This is a genomic window from Pseudoduganella chitinolytica (genome assembly GCF_029028125.1).
GTDB classification, from domain to species: domain Bacteria; phylum Pseudomonadota; class Gammaproteobacteria; order Burkholderiales; family Burkholderiaceae_D; genus Rugamonas; species Rugamonas chitinolytica.
On the sequence record NZ_CP119083.1, the window covers coordinates 810,987 to 827,858 of the forward strand.

Genomic DNA, 16,872 nt, shown 5'->3' on the forward strand with positions numbered 1-16,872 from the left:
CGCCGCCGTGGTGTCCCGATGGTTACGTATATCATCGTCTCGCAAGCCTGCGTTCCCCCTCTGATCCAGGCTACAAACCCCGTCCAACACGTCGCCGCATGACACCATGCATCATCACACGTGCGCTAATGGTTGCGCATAACATTCGATGTTAAAAGATGTTGACTTTGCATTTGCCCACTCCTACACTCAAATCGCCGCGTTACCCCCGGCCGACATGGAGGGACGCCGCCGCCAGATAGAAAAACAGGAGACGACCATGCTGCAGAACCATCAGGGAGGCGGCGCGCGCGCCCGTCGCCAGCGTATCCGTGTCGCATTCGGGCTGACCGTCATGGCCGGCCTCATCGCCCAGGCCTACGGCCAGGAAAACCCGGTCGCGGCTCCTTCCGCGGCCGGTGACGGTACCGCTACCAACGACGCCGCCGTGCAGACCGTCAGGGTCACCGGCTACCGCAACAGCCTGCTGTCGTCCGCCAAGGACAAGAAGGAGGCCGTCGGCTTCCAGGACTCCATCAATGCCGAGGACTTCGGTAAATTCCCCGACAAGAACCTCGCTGAATCCTTGAGCCGGGTACCCGGCGTGCAGGTGGGACGCGACGTGACGGGCGAGGGCATGACGATCCAGATCCGCGGCCTCGGTTCCAGCTTTACCAAGATCCTGCTGAACAATTCGCCGGTGGCCGTCGCGTCGTCCGGCCCGATCGACGGCGCCAACACCAACCGCGAGGTGGACCTGGACCTGCTGCCCACGGACCTGTTCACCAAGCTCACCGTCAGCAAGAGCCCCACGGCCGGCATGATCGAGGGCGGCGCCGCCGGCGTCGTCAACCTGCGCAGCGCGCGTCCGTTCGACAAGGAAGGGCGCCAGCTGTCGGCCAGCCTGACGGGCACGAAACAGCAGATCGCCGACAAGGCCGGCATGCGTGGCTCCCTGCTGGCCAGCCAGACGTGGGGCGGCAAGTTCGGCATCCTGGGCGGCATCTCGTTCTCGCGCCAGCAGGCCCGCACGCGCGGCTTCGAGACGGTGGGCTGGACCAATCCGAACCTGACGGCGGCGCAAAGCGCTTCGCCCACCCGCAACGCGACGGGCGGCGGCAACTGGACGATCCCCGCCACCGTTCCCGACAACGCCGGCAACGGCCTGGTCGCCGGCAGCGCCATCGACCAGGCCTTCCTGCTGTCGCGCAACCCGGGCTTCTCCATCGACCAGATCGATAACGCCATCGTGCCGCGACTGGGCCGCACGATGGAGTACTACGGTACGCGCGACAAGATCTCGACGGTCTTCGCGGCCGAATACCGGCCGACCCAGGACCTGCAGTTCTACCTGGACACGATGTACAGCAAGAAGGACGACGACATGCAGCGCAACGCCTATACCTGGGCGGTGCGCAACAACGCGTCGATTCCGCTCAACCTGCAGGTGGACCGCACCGATTGCGCCAACGGCTGCGTGGTCACGTCCGGCACATTCGCCAACGCGCTCAACTTCATCGAATTCGGCCCACGCCGCGACAAGGTGGACCTCCTGGGCATCAACCCGGGCATGGCATGGCAGATCGCGCCGAAGCTGGCACTGGACGCCCAGGCCAACTGGAACCGCAGCCGCTTCACGCACCAGGCGCCCACCGTCATGCCCATCACGGCGCCCAACAGCGGCAATACCGTCACGTATGCCAACGACGGCGGCGTGCCGTCGATCGTCTCCAGCCTGGACCTGAACGATCCGGCCAGCTACCAGTGGACGGGCGGACGGGTCAACATCCAGAACGAGCTGCGCGAGACCGAGACCAAGGGCTTCCATGCCAACCTGGCCTGGGGCGACAAGGCGCTGACGGTCAAGGGCGGCGTGGCCTGGGACGACATCGACCGCACCATCCGCGCCCAGGACAATTCGGCCGCCTGGCAGGCCGCCGTGTGCGGCAACAACCCGACCGTCTTCCTGCAAGGCCCGAACGGCGCGCCGCCCTGCAATGGCGCCAGCACGCCGGGCGCCAGCGCGGCCGCGCTGTATCCCGGCTATGGCACCGGCTACACGGCCGGCCACAACGCGGCGCTGACCTACCAGGGCTCGCTGATCCCGACGAGCGCACTGCCGGGCTACCTGGTGCCCGGGCCCTATGGCCGGCTGGCGCTGGACTGGGACCGCTTCCGCCAGGACTCCAACTTCGACTACTACAACGGCACGGCGCCCGATTCCGGCGCCTCGTCCACGGGCGCCAGCGCCGGTTATATCCGCGAGAAGTCGAAGGCCGTCTACCTGGAAGCCAGCGGCGAGGCCGTGCTGGCGGGCTTTCCGTTGCGCTGGAACGGCGGCGTGCGCTACCTCCGCACCAACCAGCAGGTGGGTTCCCTGAACTCGCTGCCGGATCCCCGCAATGCCAGCCTGACCCTGAACGGCAGCAAGTACCCGAACATCAGCCAGTGGGTGTACCGCGAGTCGGACTACAGCAACACGCTGCCGTCGGCCACCGTGGCCGTGGACGTGCGCAAGGACGTCGTGCTGCGCGCCGCCGCCTCGCGCAGCATGACGCGGGTGGACCCGAACGCGCTGCGGCCCGGCATCAACTTCTCGGGCGTGTCGGCCGACGTGGGCACGATGGGCAACCCGGAACTCAAGCCCTACCTGTCCGACAATATCGACCTGGGGCTGGACTGGTACACGGGCCGCGAAGGCTACATCTCCCTGACGGCGTTCCAGAAGCGCATCAACGGCTTTACCGTCAACGAGAACATCACGATGCCGTTCTCCGCGCTGGCGCCGTACGGCATCAACTACGGCACCCTGATCCCCACGCAGCAGCTGGCGATCGATTCGCGCGGCGGCCCCGAGAACGCCACCGTCGTCATGACGCGACCGCGCAACGCGGACGGCATCCTGCGCATCCGCGGCCTGGAGCTGGGCTGGGTGCAGCCGCTCGACAAATGGCTGCCATGGCGCGGCTTCGGCTTCAACGAGACGCTGACCCTCATCAACCAGCGCGCCAGCGGCGAGGGCAGCAGCGGCTTCATCGCCCTGGGCGTGCCGAAGAAGACCAACAACTTCGGCATCTACTACGAGAACAAGGGCTACATGGTGCGCTTCATGCACACCTACTCGCAAGGCAGCCAGGTGGCGACGGCCAACCAGAGCGGCATCACGGCGGCCGCGCTGTACGGCGACGACTACAAGCAGCTCGACTTCTCGTCCAGTTTCGAGCTGGACCAGATCTTCGACCGCGACGGCCTGCCCGTGCTGACGTTCGACGTCGTCAACCTGAACCGGGCCAAGCGCCGCGGCTACTTCCAGTTCGCCAACGCGACGATGTCGCAGTACGACCCGGGCCGCACGTTCGCCCTCGGCCTGCGGATGAAGTTCTGATGAAGGCGCGCATGGCCGCCGCGCTGCTGCTGGCGCTGTGCTGCGCCAGCACGGCGGCAGCGGAGACGCCGATTCCCACGCTGCGCACCAGCGGTGGCGAGCGTCCGACGCAGCAGCTGATCGTCGACGGCAAGCCGTACCTGGTCCTGGGCGGGGAGCTGTACAACTCGTCGGCATCGAGCCTGCCTTATCTGAAAAAGCTGTGGCCGCAACTGAAGGCCACGGGGTTGAATACCTTGCTGGCGCCGGTCGAGTGGGACCAGGTCGAGCCGGTCGAGGGCAAGTTCGACTTCACGGTGCTGGACGGGATGCTCAAGCAGGCGCGCGAGCACGACACGCGCCTCGTGCTGCTGTGGTTCGGCGCGTGGAAGAACTCGATGTCGACCTACGTGCCGGCCTGGGTCAAGAAGGACAACGCGCGCTTTCCCCGCGCCCGCAACAAGGCCGGCGAGCCGCAGGACATCCTGACGCCGTTCGCCGCCGCCACCTTGGCGGCCGACAAGGCGGCGTTCGCGGCATTGCTGCGCCACCTGCGCCAGGTCGATCCGCAGCGCACCGTATTGATGGTGCAGGTCGAGAACGAGATCGGCATGCTGCCGGACGCGCGCGACCACGGCGCCCTGGCCAATGCCGCGCTGCGCGAGCAGGTGCCAGCCGTGCTGCTGCGCTACCTGCAGGAGCGCCGCGCCACGCTGCATCCCTACGTGCGCACCCTGTGGGAGGGCCAGGGCGCACGCCAGGCAGGCACGTGGAGCGAGGTGTTCGGCACGTCCATCGAAGCGGAGGAAGTGTTCCAGGCCTGGCACTACGCGACGTTCGCCGATGCGCTGGCGGCCGCCGGCAAGGCCGAGTATCCGCTGCCGATGTTCGTCAACGTGGCGCTGAACCGGCCCGGCAGGAAGCCCGGCGAGTATCCCAGCGCGGGACCGCTGCCGCACCTGTTCGACGTGTGGAAGGCGGCCGGCCCGGCCATCGACATCCTGGCCATCGACACCTACTTCCCCAATTTCACGCACTGGGCGCGCCAGTTCAAGCGGCCGGACAATCCGCTGTTCGTCCCGGAGGCCAACCGCGCCGGGCGCGCCGACCTGGGTGCCAACGCGTTCTGGGCCATCGGCGAACTCGATGCCATCGGCTTCTCGCCGTTCGCCATCGAAAACATCCGCGATGCCGCCGCCGACGTGCTGCCGGGCGCCTACGCCCTGCTCAAGCAACTGGCGCCGGCGATCCTGGCCGCGCAGGGCCACGGCCGCATGCGCGGTTTCCGGCCCAACGTGTCGTACGACGGCGTGGTCGAGACGAACAACGTGCAGGTGGCGCTGGGCGGCTACCTGCTGGACGTCAGCTTCGCCAACCAGTGGGGCAAGACCGAGAGCGCCGAGTACGACACCCGCGGCGGCCTCGTGATCCAGACAGCGGCGGACGAGTTCCTGGTGGCCGGACGCGGCCTGACCGTCACCTTCCGGAGCCCGGCCGGGGCGGGCGAAGGCGTGGGCATCGAACAGGCCACGGAGGGCAGCTTTGTCGACGGCAAGTGGCGGGAAGGGCGCTGGCTGAACGGCGACGAGACGCACCAGGGCCGGCATATCCGGCTGCCGGGCCAGGCGTTCGCGGTGCAGAAGGTGAAGCTGTACAGGTTCCGGTGAATCGGCGCGCGAAACACCAGGGGACCCTGACCCTGAACTTTCTCTGCGCCAACAAAACGCCCGCAAACTTCGGGGTCAGTCCCCTGCGAGGACAGACCCCAGCCACTGCTCGTTGGTTCCCGGAGGCGCTTGTGCTGGCCGCTGCGGACGGCTCAAAACAGCGTCCGTTGCCGGCTCGTCAGCAGCGTAAAGCTGTCGCCCAGGAACGGCAGGATCGCATCGGCCACCGGCTGCAGCTGCCGTTCCAGGTAATGGGCGTAGTCGATCGACCCGCGCCGCGTCTCCAGCGGCTCCGGCCCGGCAGTCGTCATCACATACCGGATCCAGCCCCGGTTCTGGTACTGCAGCGGCCGGCCCTGGGTGGCGTTGTACTCGTCCGCCACGCGCGCGGCGCGCACGTGCGGCGGCACGTTGCGCTCGTACTCGTCGAGCGGGCGGCGCAGCCGCTTGCGGTAGACCAGCAGCTCGTCCAGTTCGCCGCGCAGCATGCGCTCCGTGTAGTCGCGCACGTAGTCGCGGTACGGCTCGCCCTTGAAGATGCGCAGGTACAGCGCCTGCTGGAACTGCTGGGCCAGCGGCGTCCAGTCCGTGCGCACCGTCTCCAGCCCCTTGTAGACCACGTGCTCGCTGCCGTCCGGGCGCACCACCAGGCCGGCGTAGCGCTTCTTGCTGCCCTCGTCGGAATCGCGCACGGTGGGCATCAGGAAGCGCCGGTAGTGGGTTTCGTACTGCAACTCCAGCGCGCTGGCCAGCCCGTACTCGGCCTGCAGGTGCGTGCACCACCAGTCGTTGATGTGCGCCACCAGCGCCCGGCCGATGGCATCGGCCTCGTCCGCGTCGTGGCCGCGCTTGAGCCAGACGAACGTGGAATCCGTGTCGCCATAGATGACAGGATAGCCCTGCGCCTCGATCAGCTCGCGCGTGCGGTGCATGATCTCGTGTCCCCGCATCGTGATCGACGAGGCCAGGCGCGGATCGAAGAAGCGGCAGCCGGACGATCCGAGCACGCCGTAGAACGCGTTCATGATGATCTTCAGCGCCTGCGACAGCGGGGCGTTGCGTTCGCGCTTGGCCGCCTCGCGGCCCTGCCAGATGGTGCCGACGATGGCGGGCAGGCAGTGGCGCTCCCGGGCGAAGCGCGCGCCGCGAAAGCCCGGCACGGTTGCTTGCGCCGGCAGGCGCAGGCCCTCGACCAGGCCGACCGGGTCGATCAGGAACGTGCGGATGATGGACGGATACAGGCTCTTGTAGTCCAATACCAGCACGGAGTCGTACAGGCCGGAGCGCGAATCCATCACGAAGCCGCCCGGGCTGTCCTCGTTCGGCACGTCGCCCAGGTTCGGCGCCACGAAGCCCTGGCGGTGCATCAGCGGCATGTACAGGTGCTCGAACGCGGCCACCGAGCCGCCGCTGCGGTCGGCCGCCAGCCCCGTCACACTGGCCCGCTCCAGCAGGAATTCCAGCAGTTGGGTATGCGCGAAGATGCGCGTCACCAGCTCGCAGTCCTTCAGGTTGTAGCGGGCCAGGGCCGGCTTGTCCTCGGCGAACAGGCGGTCGATCTCGGCCATCCGGTCGTAGGGATTGTCGATCGCCTTGCCTTCGCCCAGCAGCGCCTGCGCCACGTGCTCCAGGCTGAACGACGGGAAGCTCCACGTGGCCGAGCGCAGCGCCTCGATGCCGTCGACGATCAGGCGGCCGGCCGCCGCCGCGAAATAGTGCTGCTGGCGGCCGTGCTCGCGCCATTCCATGACGCTGCCGTCGCGGCCCAGGCGCAGCGGGATGCCGTATTGTTCCGCGTGCTGGCGCAGCACGCGCAGGTCGAACTGCACCACGTTCCAGCCGATGATGGCGTCCGGGTCGTGCCGGGCGATCCACTCGTTCAGGCGTTCCAGCAGCAGGGGCCGGGTGGCGCAGTATTCCAGCTCGAAGTCGACGTCCGCCGCGCCGCTGGCCCGCTCTCCCAGCATGTAGACGTTGCGTGCACCGCAGCCCTCCACGGCAATCGAATACAGCTCGCCATGTGCGGTGGTTTCGATGTCGAGTGAGCACAGGCGCAGGCGCGGCCGGTAGCCGTTGGCCGGTTTCAGTTGTGCGTCGGCCAGCAGGTCGCCGTGCGCAGTGCCGCCGAACGTGACGGGTGCCGTGATGAAGCGTTCCATCAGGTAGCGCTCGGGTGGGCGGACGTCCGCCTCGTACACGTCCACGCCATGCTCGCGCAGGCGCTTCTCCAGCTTCAGCAACTGGCGGTACTGGCGGCAGTACAGGCCCAGCACGGGGCGATGGCGGAAGTCCTGCAGCGCCAGGGGGCGCAGTTCCCAACCGGGCTGGCCGCGCAGCACGGCCTGCGCCATCGCCTCCTGTTCGGCCGGCACGAAGGCGACCGACGGCTGCGGCGGCAGGCGCAGGTGGCGCGGGCCGTCATCGGTGGCCAGCCAGAAGTCGACTTCCGTGCCGGCCTCCGTGTCGCGCCAGTGGCGGGTCAGGAGGAAACCCTGGGGTGGGGTGGTCAAGCGCTGCTCTCATGCTGCTGAAAGCCGGTAGTGTAGAACATCCGGCCCCTGGCCGGCCAGTGCTCAGCCCGCGCGCCACTCGACCCGGTTGCGGCCCGTCTGCTTGGCACGGTACAGGTGCGCGTCGGCCGCCGCGAACAGGTCGGCAGCGGTTTCGCCCGGCAGCAGGGTGGCGCCGCCCGCGCTGATCGTCAGCACGGGCGCGGCCACGGCCGCGGCATGGGGGATCGCCAGCTCGGCGAGCGTGTCGGCAAGTTCGCGCAGCACCTGCCGCGCCAGCGCGGCGTCGGTCTCGGGCATCAGCAGCACCAGCTCTTCGCCGCCGTAGCGGGCGGCGACATGGCCGGGGCGATGCGCGACCGCTGCGGCTGCGCGGGCCACGGCGCGCAGGGCGCGGTCGCCTGCCGGGTGGCCGTAATGGTCGTTGTATTGCTTGAAGCTGTCGATGTCGGCCAACGCCAGCGACAACGGCGCACCGTTGTCGCGCGCACGCTGCCATTCGGCGGCGAACGACTCGTCGAAGCGGCGGCGGTTGGCCAGGCCGGTCAGTGCGTCCACGTGCGCGAGGTGCGCCAGCAGGCGCTGCTGGCGCACCACCTGCAGGTGCAGCGCCACGCGGGCCATGACGACGGTGGCGTTGAACGGCTTGGCGATGTAGTCGGCCGCGCCCATCTTGAGGCCGTTGGCCTCGTCCTCGGGCCGGTCCAGGCCGGAGATGAAGATGATCGCGATGCCCGCCGTGACGGGATCGGCGCGCAGGCGGCGCAGCACCTCGAAACCGTCCAGGTCCGGCATCATCACGTCCAGCAGCATCAGGTCGGGGGTATGGCGGGCAGCCCGTTCCAGCGCCTGCTCGCCGTTCTTGGCCAGCAGCACCGTGTACTCCGGCTTCAACAGCTCCGCCAGTACCTGCCGGTTGATCGGATCATCGTCCGCGATCAGCACCTTCTGCGTTTCCACACCAGTCATGCGTTTTCTTCCATGTTGACTTCCAGCGCCTGCGCCAGCGCGGCCAACGGCGCCAGTGCCGCATCATATTCGATGTCGTCGACGGCGCGCGCAACGGTGGCCACCAGGCCGCCGTGCGGGCTGTCCGCCAGCAGTGCCTGCAGCACCTGCACGGCATCCTCGGCCCTGGCGTCGTCGCTGCGCAGGTAGCCGGCCAGCAGCCGGATCAGCTCGCCAGCGTCCACCTGCGCCGGTGCCGCCGATGCAGCCTGGGGTGGCGCTTTCTCCTGCGTCTCCGCCCGCGCCAGGCCGTCCAGCAGGGCTTCCAGCGCGGCGGCCAGTTCATCGGCCAGCGCCAGCGCGCGCTCGACGCGCGCCGCACCGCGCAGTTCCTGCTCCAGCCGGTCCGCCAGGCCGGCCACGCGCCAGGCCCCGATATAGGCCGCGCTGGCCTTCAGGTTGTGTGCCAGCCCCTGCAGGGTTGCGGGCGTGCCGGCGGCCACCGCATCGCGCGCCTGCCGCGCGGCGCCGTCGTACTCGCGCCGGAAGCTGCGGATGCGCTTGAACAGGCGGGCCTGCCACTGCGCGCCGCCGGTGCCCGCGCGGGCCCAGTCGACGCCGTCGATGACGGGCAGTTCCGCCGTGGCGCCCGCATCGGGCAGGTCCGCCGCCGGTGGCCCCGCCAGGCTGCGCCCGGCCAGGCGGCCCGGCGGTATCCATTTCAGCAGAGTGCGGAACAGCTGATCCGGGTCGATCGGCTTCGTGATGTGATCGTTCATGCCGGCCGCGAGGCTGCGTTCGCGGTCGCCCGCCATCGCATGCGCCGTCATGGCGACGATAGGCAGCGCGCGCGCATCCACGGTGGCGCGGATCTCGCGGGTGGCCGTGAGGCCGTCCATCACGTGCATCTGGATGTCCATCAGCACCAGGTCGTAGTCGCCCTCGGCCACCATGCGCACGGCATCGGCGCCATGCACGGCCACGTCCACCTGCATGCGTGCGGCGGCCAGGAAGTCCAGCGCCACTTCGCGGTTGTTGGCGTTGTCCTCGACCAGCAGGATGCGGGCGCCGTCCAGGCGCGACAGGTCGGTCCGGGCCGACGCGAACCGGCCCGGCACCACGTCGCCCGGCTCCGCCAGGTCCGGCCGCAACACCTGCAGCAAGGTGTGGTACAGCAGGGCGGGGCCCACCGGCTTGTGCAGGAAGCCGCTCATCGGCACCAGGCCTTCCTGCTGGAGCACGGCGTCGCGCGTGGCCGCGCTGATCATCAGGATGGCGGGCGGCGCGGCGAAACGACGGTCGGCACGGATGCGGCGGATCGTCTCGACGCCATCCCAGCCCGGCATCATGTAGTCCATCAGCACGACCTGGTAGGGATTCCCGGCCAGCATGGCGGCCGCCAGCTCGGCCAACGCGGCCTCGCCGGAATCGATGCCGGTGGCGTGCACGCCCAGTGAGCCCAGCATTTCCACCAGCGCCTCGCGCGCGGTGGCGCTGTCGTCCACCACCATGACGCGGGCATTGTGCAGCGGCGCCGATGGCGTCACGGGCTGCTGGCCCGGATCGGCCACGCCCAACGGCACGGTAAACGCAAACTGGCTGCCCGTACCGGGCGTGCTGGCGACCTTGATCCGGCCCCCCATCAGTTCCACCAGCTGCTGCGAGATCGACAGGCCGAGGCCCGTGCCGCCATACTTGCGCGTGATCGACGCGTCGGCCTGGCTGAACGACTGGAACAGCCGTGCCAGTTGTTCCTCGTTCATGCCGATGCCCGTGTCCGTGATGGAGAAGCGCAGCACCACCGTGCCGGGGGCGCGCTGCACGACGCTCACCGCAACGACGATCTCGCCTTCCTCGGTGAACTTGACGGCGTTGTTGGTCAGGTTGATCAGCACCTGGCCCAGGCGCAGCGGGTCGCCCACCAGCCGGCCCGGGATACCGCGGCCGACCCGGAACACCAGCTCCACGCGGCGCGCGTCCGTCTTGATGGCCGTCAGGTTGGACAGGTGGTCGAACAGCTCGTTCAGGTCGAACGGTACGGCTTCCAGCACCAGCTTGCCCGCCTCGATCTTCGAGAAGTCGAGGATATCGTTGATGATGCCCAGCAGGTGTTCGCCGGCGCCCAGGATCTTGTCCAGGTAGTTGCGCTGTTTCGGACTGGGGTCGGCCATCAGGGCCAGCCGGCTCATGCCGATGATGGCGTTCATCGGCGTGCGGATCTCGTGGCTCATGTTGGCCAGGAAGTCCGATTTCATGCGCGTGGCTTCCTCCGCGCGCAGCATGGCGTTCTGCATGGCCTTGGTACGCAGGCCCAGGATGCGCATGAACAGCAGCATGTCGATGGTGCTGCCGAACTGCAGCGCGTGCATGGTCCAGAAGTTCGCGCCCAGCAGGCCCTTGAAGACGAGCGTCAGCAGCACGGACGAAACGAAGCTGATCGACCAGCCCACCAGGAAATAGCTGCCGACGGTGTCGCCGCGGCGGGCCCGGCTGAAGGCCTTCGGCAGGCCAAGCAGCATCGGCATGATGCCCAGGGTGCTGATGAACAGCACCAGCGTCTCGACGTCGATCGCGTCGGCGGCGAACGCCACCGCCGTGACCACGCACAGGCCCGCGCCGATGTGCATCAGGCGGCTGTAGATGCGGTCCATGCCCGGGCGCGCCAGCGCCTGCTGCACGAACAGGTAGGCCCCGCAGGACGCGGCCAGCGACAGCAGCCCGCCCGCATGCTGCGTCATCCACAGGTTGCCGGGCCACAGGTACTGGGCGCCGATACCGAAGAAGTCGGCCGAGTACAGCGTCAGGCCGCCGACCAGCAGGGCGTACTTGCCGAACAGGGGCTCGCGCAGGTTGGCCCACTGGGCCAGGCTGTACAGCAGCAGGCACACGCCCAGGCCCAGCATCAGGCCTTGCAGCATATGCTCGTCCAGCGCGGCCGCATGGAACGCTTCCGGGGTGTACAGCTGGATCGGCAGCAGGATCGGCGCGGACGTCTGCGCCCGCACCAGGATCACATGGCTGGCCCCTGGTGTCAGGTGCAGCGAGACAGCCGGCACACGGCTGGACAAGCCGCGCTGGCCGGCCGGCAGCAGGTTGCCCGTGGGCGGATGGGCCACGATGCGGTTGCCCGTGGCCAGGTAGACGTCGACCCGGTTCAGCAGCGCGTAGTCGATCGCCAGCACCCGGTGCGCGTCGACGCCGGGCGACACCGTGACGGGGATGCGCAGCCACACGAGATGCGGCTCGACGCCCAGCGTCGCGTTGGCCGTGCGCGGCGCCGTGAAGCGGTCCACGGCGGCCAGCGCCTGCGCCGGCGTCAGTTCGCCGCGCGGGTCCTCCAGCACGGTCAGCGCGGGCCAGGCATCGATGACGCCCTGGTTCGGGTCGACCGCCAGCGGCGCCGCCATGACGGGCCGTGCGGCCAGCAATGCGCCCAGCAGGCAACACAGGACGCACAGGAGCGTGACGAGAACGGTACGCGGACGGCGCGCGGCGGCGCCGCTCATGCCGTTTCCTGCTGGCGGCCGGCCAGCTTCGCCTCGAGCCGGTTGACCCAGCGCGGCGCTTTCGGGTCGCGCTCCCATGAGTGGACAGCGTGATTGACCTGGTTCAGCAGTGTCACGGGCAATTTCAGCGGCCGCGTCTCGTCCATCAGCATACGAACCGTGAGGCGATAGCCGACCGCGCGCGTAACCATGCGGCACAGCGAGAACTGCGGCACGAAGCGTCGCACGATCCAGTCGACGCTGCGCGTGATGCCCATCGTGGCGAGGAAGGCCACCCACGTGGGCAGCCCCACGCGGCGGTTCAGCCCCAGGTCCTTGGCGGTGGCGCCGCCGCACAGGTGGCGCGTCAGCAGCACGGGGAACGACTTGAACGACGGCAGCGGGATCTCGTTGGCCATCATGTTCATCAGCGCATTGCCCAGGCCGGGGCGCGGGTCGGGCAGCCAGGACTGCGTGCGGCCGCGCTGTTGCAACTCGTGGAACAGCGCCTTGGCCTCGGCCATCGAAGCCGGCATCAGCGCGCGCTCGATGCCCAGCACGTGGCCCATCACGTTCCAGGCGTGCAGGTACGCTTCCTCGTCCTCCGGTTCGAACGGGATGCCGAGGCCATGCAGGCCGCGCAGGAACACGTAGTGGAAGGTCAGCAGCGTATAGGACAGTTCCTGCTGGTTGCACGGCAGGCCGTGGCGGGCGATGTCCCAGCCGTTCGCATACAGCGTGTCGTACAGGCCCTGGCCATGCATGCGCCGTGCCGCGATCACGGGGCGTTCGTTGCCGGCCACGACACGTGCCGGATTGGTACGCAGGATCAGGTGCCGGATGGTGGCGTGGATCAGGCGCACCTTCAATACCTGGGCGACGCCGCCGCCGGCCGGCGTCGTCAGGCCGCCCTGCATCATGACGGGAAAGATCATCGCCGCGGTGCTGCGCACCCGGTAGTCGGTATGCTGTTCCAGCTGGCCGGCCGTGTGCAGTACCCCCGCCAGGTCCGGCAACACGTAGCACTCGGGCAGGCTGGCGCAGAACAGCAGGGCGCACGACACCATGCTCATCTCCATGAACAGCGTCTCGGCACGGCCGATCTTTGCCTCCTCAGCCCAGTCGGGCAGGGCACTGCCGGCGCGCACGTAGGCTTCCAGCGCGGCGGCGACGGCGGGCGGCGTGCCCGCGCTCGCGCGCCAGTCCTTCAGGTCGGCGTTGGTCTGCCAGCGCGCCAGTTCGCGGTTGACGATGCCGATCGCGGTCCACGGGCCGGATGGCGCGTCGCACGCGTCGATGACACGGGCGATGGTATCGTCGGCCAGCGGGTCGCCGCGCAGCTCCGGCGACGTGGCCAGCGCCTGCAGCGGCGCGGCGCCCATCACAATTCTCCCTGCGCGGTCAGGGGACGCTGCCAGCGCGCATAGCCGCACAGCGCCGACAGCAGCGGGATGCCCATCGCGAAGAAGGCGATGGTGCGGGTCTCGACCGGGTAGCCGGCGGCCATCTGGAACGCCATGTTGGCGCCATAGATGAACAGCGGCACCAGCACGTGGCGGCGGCTGGCGGGCAGCGCGGCGAGCGGCGCGCGACGGCGCAGCGACAGGCGGAACAGGAACACGATGACGAACGACACGAACATCCAGCCGGCGAAGCCCTGCACGGTTTCGCCGAACCACCAGCCGTCCTTCATCTCCATGATCCAGGCCTCCAGCACGAACACCATGTACGGGTCGGCGCCCAGGTCGTAGGCGGTGACGATCATCGCCGCCAGCAGCGACATCCCGATGTCCTGCGCCAGCGGCGCAATGCCGTCGCTGGGCGCCTGCCAGACGATCAGGTTGGAGATCACGTAGGCGATGTAGGTCAGCGCGAACCACATCAGCGGGATGACGATGGGGACGTCGCCCAGGGTCGGACCGAGCACGTCGGTGTAGGTATAGCTGCCGAAGAACCAGCCATACGAGGAGCCCAACTGCTCGGCCGCCCAGCCGCAGACCACGGCGATCAGCACGAAATGCAGCGCCGCGCGCCCGCCCAGCAGGTGGATCGCGCTGCTCCAGCAGACCGCGAACATGACGATGGAGCTGACGATCAGCAGCGCCGTGGTGTCCGACTGGCCGCGCGTGAGCAGCACGGCCGCCAGCACGAGGGCCAGCGCATAGTTGAGAAGAGGCAGTTTGGTCAGCAGTCGGTTCATCCCGGATCCCTGTATCGATATTAACGTGCGGCGCGGGCCACATTGTCGGCCAGATCGCCGCGACGTTTTGTATTGACTTTGTACGGCTTTGCTACATTTGCGGGCCGGGGGGCCAGGGTCTGTCCCTACGGGACCGACCCTGGAGTCCGGCAGCGTTTGGACGGACCCCCTGAACTTCAGGGTCCGTCCCCGTGCGGGGACGGACCCCGGGCGATCAGAACCGGTACTCGCCCCGCACCTCGAACACTCGCGGCTCGCTCGGCACGCTCATGCCGAAGCTGTCGACCGTCAGCGGCCGCACCTTGTCCTCGATGTTGCGCACGCGCGCCAGCACGCTCCACGGCGCGCCGCCCGGCTGGTAGCGCACGTGCGCGTCGCTGCTCGTGTACGACGGCACCCGGTACTCCAGCTGCTGCGTCGGCACGCCGATGACGTAGCTGGCGCTGCGGCGCACGTTGGCGCCCGCCGTCAGCTCGCCCTGGCCCAACGGGAAGCGGTGCTCGTAGCCCAGCGTGACCGTGTGCGACGGCGCGCGGTCCAGCTTGCGGCCGGCCCACGAGTGCACGCCATCCGGCACGTACTCGTCGTAGTGCGCGTCCAGCAGCGTCAGCGCGTACGTCAGGCGCCCGCCCGGTACCACGTTGACGGCGCCGTCGGCTTCCAGCCCGCGCACGCTGGCCTTGCCGGCATTGCGGGTGACGTAGCGCGGCGCGCCCATCACCATCGCCACGCCGGACAGCTGCAGGTTCTTGTAGTCGTAGTCGAACACGGCCAGGTTCAGGCTGGCGCGCTTGTCCCAGAAGCGCGTCTTGACGCCGGCCTCGATGGAGCGCAACGTCTCCGGCTGGTAGAACAGCGTGCCGGCCGCCACGGCTACCGGCGCCGGGCACTCGATGCCCAGCTGGCGCGTGCCGGCCAGGCAGCCGTCGTTGAAGCCGCCGGCCTTGTAGCCGGTCGAGACGGTGACGTAGGCCATCGTGTTCGGCGCCACGTCCGCATCAATGCCGGCGCGCCACGTGGTCTTGTGGGTGGTCAGGGCGGCGGCATTGAGCAGCTGCAGGTCGGTGGCCGGGTTGAACACGGCGCCCTGCTGGAAGTTGGTCGAGCCCACCCGTGTCTTGTCGTCCTCCGTCCAGCGCGCGCCCAGCGTGGCGCGCAGCCACGGCAGCACGGCATACGTGGCCTGGCCGAACACGGCCTTGCTGCGCGCCTCGGTCGGACCGGTCGGGAACACGTAGTAGGGCGGCAGGCCCAGCGGCTCCAGGTCGCGGAACGTGTACAGCGTATCGGAGCGCTCGCGGAACCAGTAGACGCCTGCCTGCGCCGTCAGGGGGCCGCTGCCGTTGGTCGCCACGCGCAGCTCGTGCGAGTCCTGGCGATAGTCGCCCGCGAAGCCCTGGTGCACGCCGATGGCGAAGGTGGGCACGGCCCGGTAGTAGTAATTGGTCAGGAAGTCGTTGGCGAACTGGCGGTGCGATCCCAGCCAGAACAGGCTGACGGGGCCCAGGTCCCATTTCAGTTCGGCGCCGACGCCGGACGTGCTCTTGCGGCCATGGCCTTGCTCCGGCACGGTATTCGGCGGCACGAAGGCGTTGGTCAGCTGCGCGTTGCGGTCGCTGCCGCGCCACACTGGCGTGCCGGTCTCGATGGCGCGGTAGAAATTGGTGTCGGGGACGAACACGTCGACGTTGTCGCGCACCGTGCTGTGATCGAGCCGCAGCAGCAGCGAGGCCGTGTTGCTGAACGCGAGCCGGGCCGACAGGCGTGCGGACCAGTCGTCGCGGTCCTGGCCCAGCGTGTGCGGCGTCCCTTGCGCATTGGTCAGGAAGCTGTCGTGGCGATTGAACGCGGCGGCCGCGCGGATCGCCAGCGCCGGGCTGACCGGCACGTTGACCATCGCCGTGCCCTTGCGGGTGTTGTGGTTGCCCACCTCCACGGCCACCATGCCCTCCAGCCGGTCGGTGGGGGCGTTGGTGATCACGTTGACGGCACCCGCCGTCGTATTGCGGCCGTACAGCGTGCCTTGCGGGCCGCGCAGGACCTCGACGCGATCGATGTCGTAGAACGCCAGGTTCTGGTTCTGCGGCCGGGCGATATAGATCCCGTCCATCATGAACGCGGCCGACGGATCGCCCTTGTCGGTGGTATCGGCGCTGGTCACGCCGCGCATCGTGATGCGCAGGCCGTCGTAGCTGTTGTCGAGCCGTACGTTCGGCAGCCGCTCGCCCAGCAGGGCGGGGCTGTCCAGGCCGGCCGCTTGCAGCCGCTCGCCCGACACGACGGACATGGCGACGGGCGTCTTCGATTCCACCGACCTGGTGCGCTGCGCCGTGACGACGACTTCCGGCAGCTCGGGATTGGCCTGGGCAAGGGCCAGGTCGGAGCAGAGGGCCGCGATGCACGCGGCAAGCAGGTGGCGGTTCGGCCGAACCCGACGATCGATCATATGGACTTTCTCTGAGCAAATACGGCAGCACCCGGACGGGCAGCCGCCACGCCGTATCGGGGTTATTGGAATTGTTGCGGCGGCATCGATGCAGCCTTGGAGTCTAACAGTTCGTGTAACCGGCAGGCAGTATCTCCAGGGCACTTTTGTCAATTCGACCCTGGGTTTGTCGCCTGCGGGCCACTGTCGGGCGCCGGCGCCGATGTCATTGGCGCGTCATAACTGGTCATTACCATCCGCGCAGTTGAGTTTTCGATATGCCCGATTTTCATC

The 16,872-nt window shown here is 68.6% G+C and carries 8 protein-coding genes; 2 read left to right on the plus strand and 6 right to left on the minus strand.

Annotated features, from left to right (window positions below; all coding sequences use genetic code 11):
* The first annotated feature begins 259 nt into the window (after nt 1–259).
* A complete protein-coding gene (locus PX653_RS03665) occupies nt 260–3,364 on the plus strand; it encodes a TonB-dependent receptor (protein WP_277416571.1) in 3,105 nt (1,034 codons plus the stop codon).
* Nucleotides 3,364–5,010 (plus strand): GH35 family beta-galactosidase, encoded by a 1,647-nt coding sequence (locus tag PX653_RS03670; protein WP_277416572.1) that lies wholly within the window; start codon nt 3,364–3,366, stop codon nt 5,008–5,010. Before PX653_RS03665 ends, PX653_RS03670 begins: the two co-directional genes overlap by 1 nt.
* Nucleotides 5,011–5,162: 152 nt before the next feature.
* Here the strand turns inward: PX653_RS03670 and PX653_RS03675 are convergent, their stop codons facing one another.
* The 6 genes from PX653_RS03675 to PX653_RS03700 form a co-directional block, all read right to left on the minus strand.
* Complete coding sequence (locus tag PX653_RS03675; protein WP_277416573.1) at nt 5,163–7,520, minus strand: DNA polymerase II; 2,358 nt, start codon at nt 7,518–7,520, stop codon at nt 5,163–5,165.
* A gap of 63 nt (nt 7,521–7,583) precedes the next feature.
* Complete coding sequence (locus tag PX653_RS03680; RefSeq protein ID WP_277416574.1) at nt 7,584–8,489, minus strand: diguanylate cyclase domain-containing protein; 906 nt, start codon at nt 8,487–8,489, stop codon at nt 7,584–7,586.
* Nucleotides 8,486–11,974 (minus strand): hybrid sensor histidine kinase/response regulator, encoded by a 3,489-nt coding sequence (locus PX653_RS03685; RefSeq protein WP_277416575.1) that lies wholly within the window; start codon nt 11,972–11,974, stop codon nt 8,486–8,488. The genes PX653_RS03680 and PX653_RS03685 overlap by 4 nt, the downstream gene beginning before the upstream one ends.
* Nucleotides 11,971–13,335 carry an oxygenase MpaB family protein gene (locus PX653_RS03690; RefSeq protein WP_277416576.1) on the minus strand — a complete coding sequence of 455 codons (1,365 nt, stop codon included), beginning with the start codon at nt 13,333–13,335 and terminating at the stop codon, nt 11,971–11,973. Before PX653_RS03690 ends, PX653_RS03685 begins: the two co-directional genes overlap by 4 nt.
* A complete protein-coding gene (locus tag PX653_RS03695) occupies nt 13,335–14,153 on the minus strand; it encodes a carotenoid biosynthesis protein (protein WP_277416577.1) in 819 nt (272 codons plus the stop codon). The genes PX653_RS03690 and PX653_RS03695 overlap by 1 nt, the downstream gene beginning before the upstream one ends.
* Nucleotides 14,154–14,367: 214 nt before the next feature.
* Nucleotides 14,368–16,599, minus strand: a complete 2,232-nt coding sequence (locus PX653_RS03700) for a TonB-dependent receptor (protein WP_277416578.1) — start codon at nt 16,597–16,599, stop codon at nt 14,368–14,370.
* Nucleotides 16,600–16,872: the final 273 nt, after the last annotated feature.

Coding starts and splice junctions, on each gene's coding strand:
- PX653_RS03700 (WP_277416578.1), bottom strand. CDS start 16,599: ATGATCGATCGTCGGGTTCGGCCGAACCGCCACCTGCTTGCCGCGTGC.
- PX653_RS03670 (WP_277416572.1), top strand. CDS start 3,364: ATGAAGGCGCGCATGGCCGCCGCGCTGCTGCTGGCGCTGTGCTGCGCC.
- PX653_RS03680 (WP_277416574.1), bottom strand. CDS start 8,489: ATGACTGGTGTGGAAACGCAGAAGGTGCTGATCGCGGACGATGATCCG.
- PX653_RS03695 (WP_277416577.1), bottom strand. CDS start 14,153: ATGAACCGACTGCTGACCAAACTGCCTCTTCTCAACTATGCGCTGGCC.
- PX653_RS03685 (WP_277416575.1), bottom strand. CDS start 11,974: ATGAGCGGCGCCGCCGCGCGCCGTCCGCGTACCGTTCTCGTCACGCTC.
- PX653_RS03665 (WP_277416571.1), top strand. CDS start 260: ATGCTGCAGAACCATCAGGGAGGCGGCGCGCGCGCCCGTCGCCAGCGT.
- PX653_RS03690 (WP_277416576.1), bottom strand. CDS start 13,335: ATGGGCGCCGCGCCGCTGCAGGCGCTGGCCACGTCGCCGGAGCTGCGC.